This is a genomic window from Mycobacterium mantenii (assembly GCF_010731775.1).
GTDB classification, from domain to species: Bacteria; Actinomycetota; Actinomycetes; order Mycobacteriales; family Mycobacteriaceae; genus Mycobacterium; species Mycobacterium mantenii.
This window is the reverse complement of the sequence record NZ_AP022590.1, coordinates 608,620-627,048: the sequence shown is the minus strand read 5'-3', so window position 1 is coordinate 627,048 and position 18,429 is coordinate 608,620. Positions and strand designations below refer to the sequence as shown.

The following is an 18,429-nucleotide window of genomic DNA, read 5'->3' as shown; positions in this document are numbered from 1 at the left end:
TTATGCGTCTTCGAGCAGGTCCGGCGTCACCGCCGACTCGGTGTCGGGAATGCCCTCGACCTTCGCCTTGCGGTCGGCCATCGACAGCAGGCGCCGAATACGGCCCGCCACAGCATCTTTCGTCATCGGAGGATCCGCGAGCCGTCCGAGCTCCTCAAGTGAGGCCTGCCGGTGCTCGACGCGCAGCTTCCCGGCCGAGGCCAGGTGGTCCGGCACGGTGTCGCCCAGGATCTCCAGCGCCCGCTCCACCCGGGCCGCGGCCGCGACCGCCGCGCGCGCCGAGCGGCGCAGGTTGGCGTCGTCGAAGTTGGCGAGCCGGTTGGCCGTGGCCCGGACCTCGCGCCGCATCCGACGCTCCTCCCACACCAGCCGGGTGTCCTGGGCGCCCATCCGGGTCAGCAATGCGCCGATGGCCTCGCCGTCGCGCACCACGACCCGGTCGGCGCCACGCACCTCGCGGGCTTTCGCGCTGACACCGAGCCGGCGCGCGGCACCCACCAACGCCAGCGCCGCCTCCGGGCCGGGGCAGCTGACTTCCAGCGCCGACGACCGGCCCGGCTCGGTCAGCGACCCGTGCGCCAGGAAAGCTCCCCGCCACGCGGCCTCGGCGTCGCCGACGCTGCCGCCCACCACCTGGGCCGGCAACCCGCGCACCGGACGGCCGCGGTTGTCGAGCAGGCCGGTTTGGCGTGCCAGCGCCTCGCCGTCGTTGGCGACCCGCAGCACATACCGGGTGCTCTTGCGAATCCCGCTGGCCGACAACACATGCACGACGGCGTTGTACCCGTAGAGCTCGAAAATGTCCTTGCGCAACCGCCGCGCGACGTTGCCCAGGTCCACCTCGGCCTCGACCACCACGCGGCCGCCGACGATGTGCAGCCCGCCGGCGAACCTCAACAGGGACGTGACCTCCGCCCGGCGCGCGCTGACCGATTTCACGATGAGGCGGCTTAGTTCGTCCTTGACTTCGGTCGTCATCGCCACGCGTCGTCACCCCTTGGTCCGCTGCCGGCCGGTCCACTCCCACCGGCTGGTGGGTTTGCACCGTCGACCCGAATATCCGCGGTGGCCGTGACCGAAGACGGTCCCGGAGCCTTACGGGCCGCCCGGACCCCGTCCAGGGCCGCCGCGAGCTTGCCTGGATCATGTAAAGGTGTACCAGGTCTGGCCACGTCGGCGAAGTGGACCTCGGCCGAAAGCAGTGTGGCGGTGCGGCGCAATTGATCGCGTTCGCGCTCACTGGGCACCCGTTCGGCGTCGATGATGATGTCGTGCACGCTGAAGTCCGGTGCGTGCTGGGCCAGCACGTGCAGATGACGCTCGACGGAGAAGCCGGCCGTCTCCCCCGGCTCGGCCACCAGATTGAGCACCAGGGCACGCCGTGCGGTGGTCGCCCGTAGCGCCGCGGCCAGTCCCGGCACCAGCACATGCGGGATCACGCTGGTGAACCACGACCCGGGGCCCAGCACCACCAGATCTGCGGACATGATGGCGTCGACGGCCTGTCGCGTCGCCGGGGGGTTGTCGGGCAGCAGCCGCACGCGGCGCACCTTGCCCGGCGTGCTCGCGATCGCCACCTGGCCGCGGATCAGCCGAAACATCCGCGGGTCGCTTTCCAGACCGGAGACGTCGGCCTCGATCTGCAGCGCGATCGGGCACATCGGCAGCACCCTGCCCTTGACGCCGAGGATGCGCCCCAGCTCGTCGAGCGCGGCCACCGGATCGGCCAGCACCTCGGACAGCCCGGCCAACATCAGGTTGCCGATCGGATGCCCGGCCAGGGCCCCGCTGCCGCCGAACCGGTGCTGCAGGATGGTCGCCCACAGTCGCCCGTGCGGACTGTCAGATGCCAAGGCCGCCAATGCCATTCGCAGATCACCCGGGGGCACCACGTCCAGTTCGCTGCGCAACCGGCCGGAAGAACCGCCGTCGTCGGAGACGGTCACCACCGCGGTGACGTGGGGAGTCAGCCGACGGGCCGCCGACAGCGTCGCGTACAGGCCGTGTCCGCCGCCCAGCGCGACGATGCCCCGGTTCAACGGCTCGGTCATTCGCGGCCCAGATCCCGGTGCAGCACCCGCACCGACAGTTGCGCCTCACCCTTCTGAGCCTCCAGCAACTGCACCAGGGCCTCGGCGATCGCGACGCTGCGATGCTTGCCCCCGGTGCAGCCGATGGCGACCGTCATGTAGCGCTTGCCCTCCCGGCGGTAGCCGTCGACGACCAGGGACAGCAATCGATGGTAGGCGTCGAGAAACTCGGCCGCGCCGGGCTGGCTCAACACGTAATCGCGAACCGCCGGGTCCTGCCCGGTGCGCGGCCGCAATTCGTCGACCCAGTGCGGGTTCGGCAAAAAGCGCACGTCCATCACCATGTCGGCGTCCATCGGCAGGCCGTACTTGAAGCCGAACGACTCGACCGTGACGCTGGTGGTCGCGCTGGCGGCGCCGCCGAATGCCCGCTCGATGCTCTCGCGCAGGCCGCGCACCGACAGCGTCGAGGTGTCGATGATCAGGTCGGCGGTGGCGCGAACCGAGGCCAGCATCCGGCGCTCGGCGGCGATGCCCTCGGCCAGGGTCTGATCACCCTGCAGCGGGTGGCTGCGACGATTCTGTTCGTAGCGGCGCACCAACATGTCGTCGGATGCTTCCATGAACACCACGCGCGGCGCGATGTTTCGGGTTGCCAGCTCGGTGCGGACCGAATCCAGGTCACCGGTGAAGCCGCGCGACCGCACGTCCATCACCACCGCCAGCTGGGTGATCCGTGAGCCGGCGGCCAGACCGAAATCGACCATCCGGGTGATCAGCTGCGGGGGCAGGTTGTCCGCCACATACCAGCCGAGGTCTTCGAGCACCTTGGCTGCGGTACCCCGTCCGGCGCCGGATAATCCGGTCACCAGGACGACGTCGATACCGGCCGGGGACTCCACCGAGCGGCCGCCCGCGAATTCCTCTGGGCCCGTCACCGCGCGGCCTCGGACTGATCGGGTCGCAGCGCCTCCAGGACGGCGGTGGCGGTTGCCACACCGATGCCGGGAACGGCGGTGATCTGGTCGACGGTGGCCTCCTTGAGGCGGGCTATCGATCCGAAATGGCTTACCAATGCCTTGCGGCGATGTTCTCCCAATCCTGGCACCGAATCCAGCACCGATGCCGTCATTCGCTTGGATCGCTTGCTGCGATGGTAGGTGATCGCGAATCGGTGCGCTTCGTCGCGGACACGTTGCAGCAGATATAGCCCCTCGCTGTTGCGCGGCATGATGACGGGATCGGGCTCCGAGGGCACCCACACCTCTTCCAGCCGCTTGGCCAGGCCGATCACCGCGACATCGGTGACGCCGAGTTCCTCGAGCACCGCACTGGCCGCGTTGACTTGTGGGGCACCGCCGTCGACGACGTACAGGTTCGGCGGGTAGGCGAACCGGCGAGACTTTCCTTCCGGTGAAAGCATATTCGGATCGTTTTGTTCACTGAGGTGCCGCGCGAAGCGGCGGCGGGTCACCTCGGCGATGGAGGCGACGTCGTCGGAGCGCCCCTGCCCGGCGGCTTCCCGGATCCCGAAGTGCCGGTAGTCCGATTTGCGCGGCAGACCGTCCTCGAACACCACCAGCGAGCCCACCACGTCGGTGCCCTGCACATGGCTGATGTCCACACACTCGATGCGCAGCGGCGCGTCGGACAAGCCGAGGGCCTCCTGGATGTTCTGCAGCGCAGCGGATCTGGCGTTGAAGTCGCCGGCACGCTTCAATTTGTGTTGCTGCAGTGCCTCTTTGGCGTTGCGCTGCACGGTTTCGGCCAGCGCGCGTTTGTCGCCGCGCTGCGGCACCCGCAGGGCCACCCGGGATCCACGCAAGCCGGAAAGCCAACTGGTCAACTCGCCGGCATTGGAAGGCAGGCAGGGCACCAGCACCTCGCGCGGCACCGGGTTCACCGATTCGTCTGCGGCTTGGTCGGTTTGGAAGCCCAATTCGGCCTGCTCGCCGTAGAACTGCGTCAAGAACTGTTCGACCAGTTGTTCCTCACCGGAATCACCAGGGTCGGCGGACTTTTCGACGATCCAGCCGCGCTGACCGCGAACCCGGCCGCCGCGGACGTGGAACACCTGGACGGCGGCCTCGAGCTCGTCGTCGGCGAACGCCACCACGTCGGCGTCGGTGCCGTCGCCCAGGACGACGGCCTGTTTTTCCATCGCCCTCTTGACCGCGCCCAGGTCGTCGCGCAGCCGCGCGGCCCGCTCGAAATCGAGTTGCTCGGCCGCGGCGTTCATCTGATGTTCCAGCTCGCGGGCGAACCGGTCGGTCTTGCCGGACAGGAAGTCGCAGAAATCGTCCACGATCTGGCGATGCTGCTCCGCGCTGACCCTGCCGATGCACGGCGCCGAGCACTTGTCGATGTAGCCGAGCAGGCAAGGACGGTCGATTTGCTTGTGCCGCTTGAACACTCCCGCCGAGCAGGTGCGCGCCGGAAACACCCGGGTAAGCAGATCCAGCGTCTCCCGGATGGCCCACGCGTGCGAGTAGGGCCCGAAATACCGCACCCCCTTGCGGCGGGGGCCGCGGTAGACCATCAGCCGCGGGAACTCCTCGTTGAGGGTCACCGCCAGCACCGGATAGGTCTTGTCGTCCCGATAGCGGACGTTGAATCGCGGGTCGAACTCTTTGATCCAGTTGTACTCGAGCTGCAGCGCCTCGACTTCGGTGTTGACCACCGTCCACTCGACCTTGGCCGCGGTGGTCACCATCTGCCGGGTTCGCGGGTGCAGGCCGGCGATGTCGGCGAAGTAAGACGTCAGCCGGCTGCGCAGGCTCTTGGCCTTGCCGACGTAGATGACTCGCCCGTGCGGATCCCGGAATCGGTAGACGCCGGGCTCGACCGGGATGGACCCGGGGGCGGGGCGGTAGGTGGCGGGATCGGGCACGGATCCAGGCTAGTAGCCGCCGGCGCGGTACCCAGAAAGGCGGGGCGCGTGCGGGTGCCGGTCTACTGTGGTGCATACCGGTCGCCGCGATGTTTGGGGGGATTACCGTCGAGTCCTCGCTAGCCTGGTTGCTGCAGCCCGTCGGTGTCGACGCCTTCCTCGACGAAATCTGGGCGAGCAGGCACCACCACATCAAACGATGCCAACCGGGCTACTTCGACCGACTGTTGCCCGGGCCTTCGGCCGTCGACGGGCTCCTGGAGCACGTGCGGCCGGAGCCGGCGGCCGTGCGGCTGGTGAAGGGCGGCCGGGACATGGACCCGGCGGTATACCGGCAATCCGACGGCGGCCTGGACCCGGTCCGGGCACTGCAGGGCCTGGCCGACGGCTACACCATCGTGCTGAACGGGCTCGAACGGTACGTGCGCACGATCGCGTCGCTGTCGCACTCCATCGAGGTCGAGCTGAACTTCCCGACGCGGGTCAACGCCTACGTCACGCCACCGGAATCGACCGGCTTTGTCCCGCACTACGACCCGCACGACGTGCTCGTCCTGCAGATCCAGGGATCGAAGACGTGGCATTTGTCCGACGCCGCCGCCGTGCCGCCGCACGAGATCCAACGGCGCAAGGGGGTGGGGACGGACGAGCTCACGTCGCCGACCGACGTCTGCCTGCAGCCCGGCGATGTGCTGTATCTGCCGCGCGGCCAAGTGCATTCGGCCGAAACGCACGCCGAGCCGTCGGTCCATCTGACGATCGGGCTGCATGCGCCCACGGTGCTCACGCTCGTCACGCACGCGCTGCACGCGCTGAGTTTGCGCGACCCCCGGGTGCACGCCCGCTTGTCGCCACGGCACCTGGATGACGCGACCGCCCGCGCCGGCCTGGGCGACCTCGTGCACGACACCCTGCAGGCCGTCGGGGATCCCGAGATCGTCGGCGAGGGCCTCGACGCGATGGCGGACGTCTTGGTCCGGCGCGGCCGATGCCCCCCGGTCGGGCGGGTCAGCGACACCGTCGGGATCGACGGGCGAACGCTGGTGGCCAAGTACGAGCCGCTCTATTCGCGGGTTACGCACGTCGGCGACCGCGTCGTCCTGCAGTTCGCTCAACTGTCGGTGGGCGCCGGCGCCGACCACGAGGCCGCGCTGCTGTTCCTCGCCGGCAGCACCGAGCCGTTTCGGGTCGGCGATCTGCCCGGGCTGAGCGCGGCGCAGCAGTCGGGGCTGGCGCAGACGCTGATCCTGAACGGATTCCTGGTCCGGCTGTCCAATGGCTGACAGTTAGCTTCGCATCTCCGGTGAGAGTGCCTGTTTCTATCCGCATTTGCGGATGAAAATGGCGTAAGCTTCGGGTACCTGTGGGTCCCGTCGGGGTCGCCGCTACGCACACCGCGGGACCGCTGACCGGTTCACCCGGAAGGAGCGCATCATGGCGGCACGGACGCACGCCGGTGACCAGCGATGACCATGCCGATCTGGGCCGCTTTCCCACCTGAGGTGCATTCGGCGGCGCTCTCCAGCGGGCCGGGACCCGGGTCCTTGCTGGCGGCCGAGCAAGCGTGGCAGGCGCTGAGTGCCGAATACGATTCGGCCGCCCAGGAACTCGGCGATCTTTTGGCGGCCGTGCAGGCCGGAACCTGGCAGGGCCCCAGCGCGGAGGCGTTCGTCGCCGCGCACGTCCCGTATCTGGCCTGGCTCTTGCAGAACAGCGCCAACAGCACCGCGGCGGCCCTCGAGTCCGAGACCGTGGCAGCGGCCTACACCGCGGCGCTGTCGGCCATGCCGACCCTTGAGGAGCTGGCGACCAACCACGCCGTTTTCGCGCAATTGGTCGCGACGAATTTCTTTGGTGTCAACACGATCCCGATCGCGCAGAACGAGATCGAGTATCTGCAGATGTGGCTGCAGGCGGCCACCACGATGGCGATGTACGAAGCCGTGTCCGAGACCGCGATGACGTGGGCGCCGCCCACCGCGCCCCCGCCGGCGATCCAGAAGACCGACATCCCGAACCAGGATGCCGGCGGCGGGCCAACGAAATTGAGCTGGTGGGTGACTCGGGTGCAGGAGGTGGCCAGGGCGATCAGCGGGGATCTGAGCCAGTCGCCATCGAACCCGTCCGCAACCCTCTCCGACCTGATGGGCGACCCGCTACTGGCCTCCGAGGTTCCGCACTGGGCGGGCGAGTCGCTCCTCTATTTCACCCCGCAAGTACCGCAATTGACGCAGCTGTCGTTCGGCCTGATCGCGCCCTTCATCCCCGTCGCAGGTGCAGCGGGTCTGGCGGGCCTGGCCGGGCTCGGCGCCGCCCCGCAACCCGCCCCCGCCCTGCCCGGCGCGGCGGCCGCGCCGGCGCCATCCCATCAGGGGGCGCCCGTCGCGATGGCCCCCGGCCTCGGCACACCCATCCCGACCCCGGCCACCACCGCGGCGCCCGCGCCCGCCCCCGTCGCCGCATCGGCGTCCGCCGCGGCTCCAGCGCCGCCCGCCGCCGGCGTTCCGGGGTTCAGCTACCCCTACGTCGTCGGCCCCCCCGGCCTCGGGGCAGGCACCGGCATGAGCGTCGGCTCCCGGGCCGACCAGACGTCGCCCGGGCGCGACACCGTCGACGCCTCCGCCGCCCCGGTTCGGGGGGAACAGGCCCGGCGCGGCCGACGGCCCCGGCCGGGCCTGATCGACCCCGGACGCCGCTACGAATATCTCGACGATGCGTCGGGCGCCGAATCCCCCGCCGCGTCGGCGTCGGATCGGGGCGCCGGGCGCATGGGTTTCGTCGGCACCGCCCACCGGCCCGACACCGCTCCTGTGGGCTTGACCACACTTGCCGGCGGTTCGCTGGACGACAATCCGGGTCTGCCGCTGCTGCCGAGCGCCTGGGGCCCCGAAACCGAATAAGTAGCAACGGGGCAGGTAGAGGGCCCGTGACGGGCGCCGCGGGCGGTGGCGGCGGTTTGGACGACGTCGATTCCGGCTACCAAGCCCCTAGCTCAACGTAAGGTGGGGGCAGAGCAATGGAGGGAGTCCGTAAATGATGAAGCGCTCGTTGGCCAAACTGGCTGTCACCGTCGGCGGCCTGGCATTGGCGTCGACCGCTGGGGTCGGGGTCGCATCGGCCAGCCCCGATTACGGTCCGATGATCAACACGACCTGCAACTACGACCAGGCGATGCGGGCCGTGCACGCGGAAAACCCGATGGCCGCTCAGTACCTGGACCAGTCGCCGCCGAACCAGCAGTTCCTGCAGCAGTACCTGGCGTCATCGCCGGACCAGCGGGTGAACCTGCTGCACGCGATCGAGCACAACCAGGGGGCCCAGCAGGCGCTGCCGATTTTCCAGCAAATGATGACGGACTGCACTCGCTACTGAGTGCCTCCGACTCGGGCTTTTCGACACAACCGTTAGACCACCAGGCGACGGGCCACCGCAACTAAGCGGTGCGCCCGTCGACCTGTGTTCGCCGTTTCGCCGCCCAGTCCGCCATCGGGAATCCGGGGGCGTTGTTACAGGCCGACAGCAGCAGAGCCACGTGCGGCAGTACGGCCAACCCGTAATCGCAGGTCCACCCCGGCTGGTTCATCGTCCATACCAGGACGCCTTCCGACGGCGTGGCGAAGCCGGCCAGCCGCATTGGCGGCGCCTCCCCGACCGGGGCCATGCCGACGGCGTCGTGGCGGCACTGGGCGACGGCGATGAAACCACTGACGACCTCGTGATGGGGGTCCAGCGCATTGTCGTAGATGTCGACCGACTCGGCGTACAACGCCGGACCGTTGAATTGGTAGGCCGATTCGGCGTGGTCGGAGGAGCCGGCGGGTCGCAGCGGAGAGCCCTTGAAAAGCAGCGCCGCCGAGCAGTCCGGTGGCCGGGCGCTGGTGAAGTAGGTATCGCCCACCGGCATCGCGCTCGCCGCGCCGAACGGGGTGTCATCGCCGCTTTGCAGCAGTAGGTCCTGCGCGCGGGCTTGCGGGGGTTTCACCGTTGTCGACGTCGCGCCCCCCGACTGACCGGACGCCCGGACCGCCCGTCCCCCCACCACTGCGCTGCACCCACCGAGTGCCAGCATGGCGACGACGGCGACTGCGGCCACCCGTGCCTGAAGTGCCATCGGCTGATGGTACAGCGCTCAGTGCGTTTTCAGGTCCGGCCGATAGCGCGCCAGCAGCGACCGCACTGTGTCCATGGCCTCGACCGCGCGTGCCTTGTCGACGGCCTGGATGGCCATCACCGGGATGTACTCGTCATCGGGCAGGTCGATCCGCGCCCAGCGGTGCCCCACCGGAAACGAAACGCCGACCACGTCCGGCCATTCGATCAGCTTGTCGCCCAACAGGTTTCTCACCGAAACTCCGGCCGGCCCCACTCGCAGCCGCGGCCGCGCGAACAATAGCACGACGCCGGCGATGACCAAACCCAGCATCGCGATGGCCACCTGGTCGGAGGTCTGAAAGACGACCCCGGTGGACCCCGCCTTGAGCAGAAGGCCCACCGCGATGTGTGCCGCGGCAATGACGAACGCCGCCCCATAGGCGAACAGCGGTGTGCGATGGGGACGCACCACCGCATCCCAAATCTCGCGGTCCGGAGGCGAAGTCACGACCGGGCGCGCAACTCACGCAGGGTCAGCGCGGTGGTGAGGGCCGCCAGAGTCGCTTGGGCCCCTTTGTCCTCGGCCGATCCTGGAAGGCCGGCCCGGTCCAGGGCCTGCTGCTCGGTGTCGGTGGTCAGCACGCCGTTGGCCACCGGTGTGGAAGTGTCCAAGGACACCCGGGTCAGGCCCTGAGTCACCGCATCACACACGTATTCGAAATGCGGTGTCTGTCCGCGAATTACGACGCCCAGAGCGACCACGGCATCGTGGTTGCGGGCGAGTTCCTGAGCGATGACCGGGATCTCGATCGCGCCGATCACCCGGACCACCGTGGGGTCGTCGATACCCGATTCCGAGGCCACCTTGCGGGCACCCGCCAGCAGGGCGTCGCAGATTTCGCTGTGCCAGGTACTGGCAACCAGGGCCAGGCGCAGGCCGGACGCATCGAGTGGCGGAACCTCCGGCACACCGTCGGCAGGGCTCATTTGCGCCCCTCCGCAACATCGCTCCACTCTGCATCGGCACGGACGTGGCTCACAAAGCACCGCCGAATTCACCTGGCAGATGGACGGATTCGTGAAAGTCGTCGAGCCCGGCCAGGTCGTGGCCCATCTTGTCCCGCTTGGTCATCAGGTAACGGATGTTCTCCGCGTTGGCGCGCACCGGAAGCGGCACCCGCTCGATGATATGCAGGCCGTACCCGTCCAGCCCGACCCGCTTGGCCGGGTTGTTGGTCAGCAGCCGCATCGAGCGCACCCCGAGGTCCACCAGGATCTGCGCGCCGATCCCGTAATCCCTTGCATCGGCGGGCAACCCGAGCTTCAGGTTAGCGTCGACGGTGTCCTCACCGGCGTCCTGCAGCTGGTAGGCCTGCAGCTTGTGCATCAGCCCGATGCCGCGCCCCTCGTGGCCGCGCATGTACAGCACGATCCCGCGTCCCTCGCGGGCGACCATCGCCATCGCGGCGTCCAGCTGGGGCCCGCAATCGCAGCGGCGGGAGCCGAACACGTCACCGGTCAAGCATTCGGAGTGCACGCGCACCAGCACGTCGTCACCGTCGGCGTTCGGGCCGGAGATGTCGCCGCGCACCAGCGCGACGTGTTCGACTTCTTCGTAGATGCTGGAGTAGCCGATGGCACGAAACTCCCCGTGCCGAGTCGGTATCCGGGCTTCGGCGATGCGGGCGATGTGCTTCTCGTGTTTGCGTCGCCACTCGATCAGGTCGGCGATGGTGATCATGGCGAGGTCGTGTTCGTCGGCGAAGACCCGCAATTCGTCGGTCTGCGCCATCGAGCCTTCGTCTTTTTGGCTGACGATCTCGCAGATGGCGCCCGCGGGCTGCAGCCCGGCCAGCCGGGCCAGGTCGACCGCGGCCTCGGTGTGACCGGGACGGCGCAACACGCCACCGTCCTTGGCGCGCAACGGAACCACGTGACCGGGCCGGGTGAAATCATCGGCGACGCTGGTGGGATCGGCCAGCAAGCGCATGGTGGTCGCTCGGTCCGAGGCCGAAATCCCGGTACCCACACCCCGTCTTGCGTCGACCGTCACGGTGTAGGCGGTGCCGTGTTTGTCCTGGTTCACCGCGTACATCGGCAGCAAGCCCAGCCGGTCGCAGATCTCGCCGTCCAGCGGCACGCACAGGTATCCGGAGGTGTAGCGCACCATGAACGCCACCATCTCCGGCGTCGCCTTCTCGGCGGCGAAGATCAGATCGCCCTCGTTCTCGCGGTCCTCGTCGTCGATGACGATGACGGCCTTGCCGGCCGCAATGTCGGCAACCGCCCTCTCGACGGAGTCCAACCTCGTCATCTTTCCTCGCCCTTCCCGCTGTCCGGCAGGAACACTGTCGAAACGGCTCACACGAGAAGCCCACGTGTTGCATTCAGTATGAACCACGGGGCCGCAGCGGTTATTGCCGCGGCTTGATCGCCGGGACGGCCTCGGACGGCGCAGTACCGCCGAGCGGGCCCACGATGCCCAGATGCCTGACGCGGGCTAACGGACCATCAATCGTTCAACATATTTCGCGATCATGGGTCAACTGCCGCTTTAGGGTTGCTGGGAAAACCCATTGACCAGCACGCCCGGTATAGGCTCCGATATGTTTGAGCGGCGGTTTGTGCTCAACGCCACAGCAGCCCCTACGCTGGACGGCATGGATTTGGAGAAACTCGTGCTGGATTATGTCCACGAAAACATGCCGACCGACCTTCAGGTCCCGACCGGTGGGAGCGAGGAGGAAGCCATGCAGGTGGTCAAGAAGCAGTTCTCAGATGCGGGCGCATTCGAGTGTTCAGACGGACTCGCCCGCAAGATCGTGCAGCATGCGCGGGCGAAGGCCGACGACAAGTAGCGACCTTCTCGTATGACACTGAAAATTCAGAAGGTCACCCAAGATCCGAGAGACCGGTCTGGGCTGAGCTTCGTCATGCAGTTCACCCGTCCCCTGACGCCACACGAACGTCAGACCGTGCCGATGTTTCTTTCGCAGTTACTGCCGACCGAAGAGAACGGCCCCGACACGGTGGTGATCCGGAAAGCGCGTGAGGAATGGTTCACCCTTGCGCAGCATCGGCAACGGTGGAAGGCGCTGCTGGCTGACGCGGAGGCGCAGGCTGAAAAATACCTAGCGCAGGACACCAGCGCCGAAGGTCTGGCCGCTGCACGAGCCGATCAAACGCGGCGCCGGCTAGAAGCGATCGACTGGGACGACGACTCAGAGACCTAGACCGGGTCTCAGCATAGGCTGTGTGTATGAGCGACGACGGCCGCACCACCCCAGAGCGGGTGTCGTTGCGCGCTTACTGCCTGGGGCTGTGCGGCAGGAACACCATGGACGACCCCGGTAGCTGGATGGTCGTTCCCATTGAGGGCGGTGACGGCTACTGGTGCGAATCGTGCTGGGCTGATCGTGACCCCGACGACCGGGAACCCGACGCCAAACTATGGGTTCAGCCGGACTGGTAACGAACGTCGGGCGTATGCCCCCCTCAACCGCGTTGTTAGAACTAAATGTTCACCTAGTAGTGGAACTGGATGTTCTCCTCGAACTCGCGGGCACGTATGCCCCGACACGTCCCCCTTGAACGGCTACTCTCGCCAAGGATTGACGACACAGGAGGATGAAATGGCAGCTCAATGCATGGTCGCCGGATGCGAATCATCAGCACTGACCATCCACAATCTCACCCCGAACCGAGAATGGGCCAGCCTGCCGGGCGAGATTTTGGTCTGCAACCTGCACAAGGAAGAACTAGAGAAGCCCGGCGCCGAATGGTTGTTGGAGCGGGACGAAGACAAAATCTACGTAGGCGACAGCCTCCGCAACCTCAACGAGTACATCCTCGTCGGGATCGACTCCATCAAGGGCTACGGCGCCGGCCGAGAATTTAGCCACAACGACGAGAACGGCCACCACATCCACATGCGTGTGCGACGCCGCGGCGAACCCGAAAAAGAAATCGCCCTAGTAATCACGTCCCACGAGATGGCCAAAGTGCTGAAGGACTGGGCGAAACTACTGCCTCCGGTCGACGACTAACAACGTCAAACCGCGCGGGCAGGGTGGTCGGCTGGCAGATGCGCCCATCTGAATTTCTCCAAATCGTTCAATGCGTCCCACTGCTCACCGGTCTGCACGTCCTCGCAACTCAACTGCGGGGTTAGCTTCGCGGCCAGCGCCCCCAACTCGGCGTCCTCGTCCTCGTCGAAGTCAGGATCGTCGGCGGCCGGCCGATCCAACGCAGCCTGATACGCCTTGATGACCCGGTGCACGCTCATCCTCGACGCCCCGGTGGCCACCGCGATGTCCCGCACCGACTCCTTCGCCAGAAACAAGGTGATGATCTGCTGATTGCGCTTCAGCGCCGCGTCCGCGCTCAGACGCTTCCGCACTGTCGGGTCTTCCTTGGCCATGACCTGACGGTAAAGCCGACCAGGCCATTTGCTGGCCAGCAAAACACCCCACGTCGTCCAGGGCGCCGACAACGCCCGTTGGGACGACCGCTGGGACACCTTTTGGGACAAAACCGGCGCTGTCCCGCCACGGGAATCATTCGCCGAAACTATCGCTGATCAGCACTAATTTTCACGGAAGTGATGGGTATTTGCTGGGTGATGAGGGATTAGCACGGATTTCGATGCTTCTGTAGCAGGGAGCGCGATGACCGGCTTCGCCGCCGCGCCACCTATGATCTGTAAGACTTTGTGGACGTCGTCGTCTACTAAGCGTGAGAGTGGTTGTGTTGCAATGATTTTAGAGAGGATGTCAGCCCCTACGCTCCCTCATCAGATGTGGGGCTTGGTGGAACTGTCATCGACCACCTCGCCGTCGATGACCTCGGACGGTTCTTCATCTGGCTTTGCAAGCAATTCCTTCTGCTTCTTGGCTGCGATCGCCTTTTGCTGCGCTTCCTCGCTCGCAAGCGTGAATACATCGTTCACCGACGAAAACACACCGGCGAGGGCATTCACCGCTCCACCGTAATCGTTGACACTCACCTGGGTGATGAACTGAAACAGATTGGACATCGCGCTGACGACGGTGCCAACCGTGCCGGTCACCTTGATAACTGACAGCCCCAAACCAAACAGTGATCGGCCGTGCTCAGCAAGAGGCTCTAGACCATACGTCTCAGCTTCAGAGAGTAGGAATTCGATCTGTTCGATCTCCGCGCGGATCTTCGCGGCCAGGTCGGGTGGTAGCTCTGCCTCTTCGAGTAGTGTGGCCCACTCCGCAAGCGATGCCTTCAGCATTTCGACATTGGGGGCCGGCTTCAATGAGCTTTGATAACTCAGGATCTGGCCGAGAGAGCCGAGAAGATTGATCTTGTCCTCAGAGATCATGGTGGCGTTGGCATTGCTGTTGGCTTCCCAGTTACCCGTGTGGACCACCACGCTGTACCAGAGCACGATGTCGCCCTCGTACCGCGTACGCGTCTGGTCGTCGTCAGGCAGCGCCAGGAGATAAAGCTGCAGTCGTCGCACGAGGTGAACAACTTCAGCATGTCGGATCGCAAACTCGGGCGTATGGGCCTGTGCGTTTAGGACATAAGTCCAAACTTCCTTGACCGTGTTGCGACCGCTCTGACGTACCCGCCAGAAGACGCGCTCGAGCGCAGTCGCTGCATTATCAGGAATATCGGGCATACGTGTTCGCTCCTCCCTGCCCCGCAGATTATCGGACGCGCGGCCCAAAAATGAGTTCACCGTCGGTTTCCGGTGGCAGTCCCCGCGTAAGCCACCTCGGCTTCCGGCAGGCATCCACCGGGCAGATTATCGGCATCCTCGGCGGATCAGTCTGCGGTATTCCTGCCGGGCCGTTTGGTGCGGTCGGTGGTCGCGGGATACTTCGCCCACCGGCCGGGGGGTGCGCAGGGCGGCGGTCGAAACCGGAAAGGGAACGGCTCACCTGACCACCTCCCCGTGCTTGATGTCTGAATAACAGTTCCGGTCGCGGGACAACGGCTCAAGGAGGTAGGTGCCGCACACCTGGCAGGTGTTCCGCATCGCCGCGAACCGGCCGTGACGCGGCAAGACGAACCCGCTCACTGCGAGACCACCAGCGCCCAGCAGCGACCGCACATCAGGCGTCGTCGGCTGATCACGTGCTGCAGTTGGGTGCCGCATCGCAGGCAGCGACGGTCCCGCAGCCACGTCAGGTAGCCGCCGCGGTGCTCAGTCACCGACGTAGCGGACGTACAGTCGCCCCGACCTCGTAGCGGCCTCAAAAGCGCCCTGAGGACCGAAGCATCCTCGGCCACGGTTGGCGCTGCTGGCGATGCCGTAGATCTTCTTCTTGTCGTCTACCGGCCACCGCGCCCATTTCTGCGGGTGATCACGCAGCCGGTCAGCGAACGCCGCCAGCAGGGGATTTCGGGTGCCGAGTGTTCGCGCATCGGGTGGTAGGTCGTCGAGGAACTCGATGTTGGCCAGTTCGGGGTATCGGTCTGCGGAGGGCACGGTGTTCTCGCTTTCTCTGTTAGCGGGTGTGGGGCCGGGCCGGTTGTGCCGACCTGCCCGGCCCCGAACGGTCCCGCGATAGGGGCATCAGGACCGTGGTCTAGGTGTGGTGCGGGCACGGCAGATCGACGCCAGCGCAGTCGGTGCAGTAGGCGGCGTTCGGTCGGTGCAGCAGCGCCAACCCTTGTGTGGTGACCGCCAAAACCCCGCCACTGTCCAGCAAGGAGAACGCGCCGTCGTCGCGGGGGTCGGTGACATCGACGTTCGCCATGTATGCCGTCAGCCCGGCGCTGCCGACAATGACAGGCACCCCGTCAACCGACGCCTGCACTGTTTCCAGCGCTGACCGGCAACGGTCGTCGAACTGGTCGCTGGACTCGATGTCGGGGTTGAACGGTCGCAGATCGGTCAGCGTCTGCAGCCGCAGCCCCAGCGTCGCCGCGATGAACCGGCCCGCGTTGGAGCCGCCGTCCGCCGCGATCACCGCAGTCGGGTAGGGCAGGCCGTCGCCGCACACCTGCTGCAGGTACGCCGCCGCGCCGGCCGCATCCGACAGCAGGTCAGCATCGACGACGCAGAACGCCACCAACGTCGTGTTGCGGGCCCCCGGGGCCCGCAACACGACTCCGCCGCGGGTCTCGAACTCCGATCCGTCTAACCGGTCCGCCCAGCCCTCGTCATCGTCGTCGTCGGAGTCGTCATCCTCGTCGTCGTCGTCCCCGTCGTCAGGAACATCGTCGGAGTCGGGCAGGTCATCCCGCGGAATGTCGAAGTCGTCGTCGTCGGGGGCGTCGGCCGGGTCGTCGTCCAGGTCATCATCGTCGTCGTCGAGGTCGCCGTCGAACAGGTCGTCGAGGAGGTCATCATCGTCGCTGTCGGGGTCATCTAACCCGTCTAGCCGGGTGGACGACCGCAGCCAACGGTAGGCATCGTCAACGTTCACAGCGCCCCCTGCGGGTGGTCCTTGTGGTACTGCTTGGTGACTTCGGGGCCTACCTGCAGGACGCTGCCCCAGTCGTGCAACTGGGCGGCGTGCTCGGCGGGAAGCTCGACCAGTTCGCCCGGCCCGTACACCCGGCCTTTGTGGCACAGCGACCACTTCAGCGACCCGTTCAGGGCGGCGGGCAGCACCCGAACCACCACTTGGAAGGTGCCGCTCATGGGGTCGTCGCCAGGTTGTAGACCTGCAGCACGGCAGGCGGGCGGGTCACACACAAAACCAGGCGCTCCTCGGCGACGGTCCGCAAGATGTTGCGCGTGAAATCGTCTGTGGCGTAACCGATCCGCATTGAAAGCGGCTCCCTGATCGCGACATAACCGAACTTGCTGGTGTCGATCAGGACGGCCTCACCTTCGGGTGCTGCCGTCGTCGTCAAAACGTCGATCCCCCAGAGTTGGTTAGCCTGACCGGCTGTCGGGTCGGGCTGGACCATGAAGTGGCCGTAGGCGTCCTTGATGCGGCGGATCGCTGACCAGGTTGTCGGGTGCAGAACGATCAAATCGGGAGTGGCCAGGGCCGGTCCCACACGCAGCGTCGCAATGGCTTTCTCGAACGAGTCCAGCGCAGACAGCAGGGTCGATCCCGAACCGCCCGTATCGACCGAGGCGTCGTACTTCAGGATGCCGGGGGTGTCCAAGAAGCCCTGCATGCCCGTCTGAGACTCGTACTGGTACGCGCCGCTGTAGACCGCGATACCGGAGTTTCCGCTGATCAGCAGCGAGTTCTCCAAATCGACGATCTGCCGGTAAAGCTCGACGTTCGCGTAGGACTGGAACGCCGGCCAGTCGTTGATGATCTCCCACGAAAGCCCGTTGTTCGCAGCGAGTTTCACTGCGGTCGCGGTCAAAGCGTCGGTGTTGAACGTCAGTTCGGGCTTCAGCGCGCCCTCAGCGACCGCGGCGGGGCTGCCGGTCGTCGATATATGCCGAATGAACGTGACGGCCGGGGTCTCGATCGCGTAGCCGGGCAGCCGGTCCAGCAGCCGGGCCTCGTGGATTTGTTCGACCGGGTACGGGAACCGGGTCGCTGGCAGCAGCGGATCCGCGGTGCTGAAGTCGCGTTTCTCGGTCTCGATGCGGCAGTTCTCGCCGCGCTGGGCAGCCGCCTGCATCCTCTGCAATTGCTGGTCGGAGAACCCCAACGGCGCGAGGCGTCCTGCCGTGTTGATCGGCCGGGCGCCACGCGGCAGGCCGGGTTGCGCGGAAGCGTCGACGCTGCGCGTCGACGCGGTGCCGTTGCGCTGCGAGACCTTCTCGCGGATCGGGTTGAGGGAGCTGGTGTCGGATCGCTTCAGTTCCGACTCAGCGCGCTTGATGCGGGCGTCGAGTTTCTTCTTCTCGCGCAGCATCGCCGCTTCGGCCTGGTTGATGTTCTGGCGGCCGACGCTGCGCGCCTCCTCCAGACGGGTGGCCAACATGCGGACGACTTCGCTGCGGCGTTCTTTGAGCATCGCGACTTCGTCAGCGAGGACGGTTGAGATGGAAGACACGGAGGTAACCCCTTGGGAGAGAACACAGCACTGGGACACTCGACCGGGGTCGGGTTGGTCGGCAGTGCTTACCCTGGGGGCCTGTGCTGCTCTCAAGACGGCGTTGAAGGGCTAATGAGCCAACATTCTTCGGCCGTCCCGCGTCCGTAACGGTGCCACAAACATTCCCGTTACCGTTGGCTGCGAAGGGATTAGGGCGCGTCGCGGAATTCGGCCGCTTGCTGCATCTGCTCAACGCACGCCTGATGCAAGAACTCCGTGTGATCCACCCGGCACGCTGGCAGGCCTCGGTCGCGAACGAGATGTACTGGCCGGCCATCGCCACGAACAAGTGTTTGGCCTGGCCCAGGGCGTTGATCTGGTTCAACACGTTCTCCACCTCCCAGAAGTCGCCGCCCGCCATCGCAGCCACGGACTGCGCCGCGGTCGCGCTGTCGTCAGCGATCTGAACTATCTGAGGGT

General features: G+C 66.4%; 23 protein-coding genes. 8 read left to right on the top strand and 15 right to left on the bottom strand.

From position 1 onward, the window contains the following. The 4 genes from whiA to uvrC are packed head-to-tail and all read right to left on the bottom strand — an operon-like array spanning window position 1 to window position 4,920. Window positions 1-978: a DNA-binding protein WhiA gene (whiA, locus tag G6N50_RS03265; protein WP_040631623.1), complete on the bottom strand. Its 978-nt coding sequence runs from the start codon at window positions 976-978 to the stop codon at window positions 1-3. Further along, window positions 975-2,039, bottom strand: coding sequence for a uridine diphosphate-N-acetylglucosamine-binding protein YvcK (gene yvcK / locus G6N50_RS03260; protein ID WP_142275752.1), 1,065 nt, complete (start codon window positions 2,037-2,039; stop codon window positions 975-977). The genes whiA and yvcK overlap by 4 nt, the downstream gene beginning before the upstream one ends. 8 nt (window positions 2,040-2,047) lie before the next feature. Continuing rightward, window positions 2,048-2,968: an RNase adapter RapZ gene (gene rapZ / locus G6N50_RS03255; protein ID WP_083098923.1), complete on the bottom strand. Its 921-nt coding sequence runs from the start codon at window positions 2,966-2,968 to the stop codon at window positions 2,048-2,050. Further along, a complete protein-coding gene (gene uvrC / locus G6N50_RS03250) occupies window positions 2,965-4,920 on the bottom strand; it encodes an excinuclease ABC subunit UvrC (RefSeq protein WP_083098925.1) in 1,956 nt (651 codons plus the stop codon). Before uvrC ends, rapZ begins: the two co-directional genes overlap by 4 nt. Before the next feature lie 101 nt (window positions 4,921-5,021). Here uvrC and G6N50_RS03245 point away from each other — a divergent pair, with 101 nt between their 5' ends. From G6N50_RS03245 to G6N50_RS03235, 3 genes are all read left to right on the top strand, one after another. Beyond that, complete coding sequence (locus G6N50_RS03245) at window positions 5,022-6,203, top strand: cupin domain-containing protein (RefSeq protein ID WP_142275753.1); 1,182 nt, start codon at window positions 5,022-5,024, stop codon at window positions 6,201-6,203. Between the two features lie 183 nt (window positions 6,204-6,386). Continuing rightward, window positions 6,387-7,820, top strand: coding sequence for a PPE family protein (locus tag G6N50_RS03240; protein ID WP_163650805.1), 1,434 nt, complete (start codon window positions 6,387-6,389; stop codon window positions 7,818-7,820). 133 nt (window positions 7,821-7,953) lie between these two features. Beyond that, window positions 7,954-8,292, top strand: a complete 339-nt coding sequence (locus tag G6N50_RS03235; RefSeq protein ID WP_083094776.1) for a hemophore-related protein — start codon at window positions 7,954-7,956, stop codon at window positions 8,290-8,292. A gap of 61 nt (window positions 8,293-8,353) precedes the next feature. Here G6N50_RS03235 and G6N50_RS03230 read toward each other — a convergent pair whose 3' ends face one another. The 4 genes from G6N50_RS03230 to G6N50_RS03215 are packed head-to-tail and all read right to left on the bottom strand — an operon-like array spanning window position 8,354 to window position 11,326. Next, a complete protein-coding gene (locus G6N50_RS03230) occupies window positions 8,354-9,031 on the bottom strand; it encodes a hypothetical protein (protein WP_083094777.1) in 678 nt (225 codons plus the stop codon). An 18-nt stretch (window positions 9,032-9,049) separates the two neighbouring features. Further along, on the bottom strand, window positions 9,050-9,520 hold the full coding sequence (locus G6N50_RS03225) for a PH domain-containing protein (RefSeq protein WP_067837433.1): 471 nt from the start codon (window positions 9,518-9,520) through the stop codon (window positions 9,050-9,052). After that, window positions 9,517-9,999, bottom strand: coding sequence for a 6,7-dimethyl-8-ribityllumazine synthase (gene ribH / locus G6N50_RS03220; RefSeq protein ID WP_083094778.1), 483 nt, complete (start codon window positions 9,997-9,999; stop codon window positions 9,517-9,519). Before ribH ends, G6N50_RS03225 begins: the two co-directional genes overlap by 4 nt. A 49-nt stretch (window positions 10,000-10,048) precedes the next feature. Further along, window positions 10,049-11,326: a bifunctional 3,4-dihydroxy-2-butanone-4-phosphate synthase/GTP cyclohydrolase II gene (locus G6N50_RS03215; RefSeq protein WP_083094779.1), complete on the bottom strand. Its 1,278-nt coding sequence runs from the start codon at window positions 11,324-11,326 to the stop codon at window positions 10,049-10,051. A 262-nt stretch (window positions 11,327-11,588) separates the two neighbouring features. Here G6N50_RS03215 and G6N50_RS03210 point away from each other — a divergent pair, with 262 nt between their 5' ends. The 4 genes from G6N50_RS03210 to G6N50_RS03195 all read left to right on the top strand — a co-directional run bounded on the left by G6N50_RS03210 (window position 11,589) and on the right by G6N50_RS03195 (window position 13,058). Then, the gene (locus tag G6N50_RS03210; RefSeq protein WP_142275513.1) at window positions 11,589-11,870 is read left to right on the top strand and encodes a hypothetical protein; all 282 of its coding nucleotides are present in this window, start codon (window positions 11,589-11,591) and stop codon (window positions 11,868-11,870) included. Window positions 11,871-11,882: 12 nt separating this feature from the next. After that, window positions 11,883-12,245 carry a hypothetical protein gene (locus G6N50_RS03205; protein ID WP_142275514.1) on the top strand — a complete coding sequence of 121 codons (363 nt, stop codon included), beginning with the start codon at window positions 11,883-11,885 and terminating at the stop codon, window positions 12,243-12,245. A 26-nt stretch (window positions 12,246-12,271) separates the two neighbouring features. Then, a complete protein-coding gene (locus G6N50_RS03200) occupies window positions 12,272-12,484 on the top strand; it encodes a hypothetical protein (protein WP_083094782.1) in 213 nt (70 codons plus the stop codon). Window positions 12,485-12,623: 139 nt separating this feature from the next. Then, the gene (locus G6N50_RS03195) at window positions 12,624-13,058 is read left to right on the top strand and encodes a hypothetical protein (RefSeq protein ID WP_142275515.1); all 435 of its coding nucleotides are present in this window, start codon (window positions 12,624-12,626) and stop codon (window positions 13,056-13,058) included. A 5-nt stretch (window positions 13,059-13,063) separates the two neighbouring features. Here G6N50_RS03195 and G6N50_RS03190 read toward each other — a convergent pair whose 3' ends face one another. The 7 genes from G6N50_RS03190 to G6N50_RS03160 form a co-directional block, all read right to left on the bottom strand. Beyond that, entirely contained in the window at window positions 13,064-13,432 is a 369-nt protein-coding gene (locus G6N50_RS03190) for a helix-turn-helix domain-containing protein (RefSeq protein ID WP_083094784.1), read from the bottom strand. Window positions 13,433-13,804: 372 nt separating this feature from the next. After that, entirely contained in the window at window positions 13,805-14,665 is an 861-nt protein-coding gene (locus G6N50_RS03185) for a hypothetical protein (protein ID WP_142275516.1), read from the bottom strand. 398 nt (window positions 14,666-15,063) lie between these two features. Next, on the bottom strand, window positions 15,064-15,201 hold the full coding sequence (locus G6N50_RS03180) for a hypothetical protein (protein ID WP_158086059.1): 138 nt from the start codon (window positions 15,199-15,201) through the stop codon (window positions 15,064-15,066). Further along, window positions 15,194-15,478 (bottom strand): hypothetical protein, encoded by a 285-nt coding sequence (locus tag G6N50_RS03175; RefSeq protein ID WP_083094786.1) that lies wholly within the window; start codon window positions 15,476-15,478, stop codon window positions 15,194-15,196. The genes G6N50_RS03180 and G6N50_RS03175 overlap by 8 nt, the downstream gene beginning before the upstream one ends. 100 nt (window positions 15,479-15,578) lie before the next feature. Continuing rightward, window positions 15,579-16,421, bottom strand: coding sequence for a hypothetical protein (locus G6N50_RS03170; RefSeq protein ID WP_083094787.1), 843 nt, complete (start codon window positions 16,419-16,421; stop codon window positions 15,579-15,581). Then, complete coding sequence (locus G6N50_RS03165) at window positions 16,418-16,639, bottom strand: hypothetical protein (RefSeq protein WP_083094788.1); 222 nt, start codon at window positions 16,637-16,639, stop codon at window positions 16,418-16,420. Before G6N50_RS03165 ends, G6N50_RS03170 begins: the two co-directional genes overlap by 4 nt. Next, complete coding sequence (locus G6N50_RS03160; RefSeq protein ID WP_142275517.1) at window positions 16,636-17,967, bottom strand: phage major capsid protein; 1,332 nt, start codon at window positions 17,965-17,967, stop codon at window positions 16,636-16,638. The genes G6N50_RS03165 and G6N50_RS03160 overlap by 4 nt, the downstream gene beginning before the upstream one ends. Before the next feature lie 245 nt (window positions 17,968-18,212). Here G6N50_RS03160 and G6N50_RS03155 point away from each other — a divergent pair, with 245 nt between their 5' ends. Next, a complete protein-coding gene (locus tag G6N50_RS03155; protein ID WP_142275518.1) occupies window positions 18,213-18,416 on the top strand; it encodes a hypothetical protein in 204 nt (67 codons plus the stop codon). The last annotated feature ends 13 nt before the right edge of the window (window positions 18,417-18,429 follow it).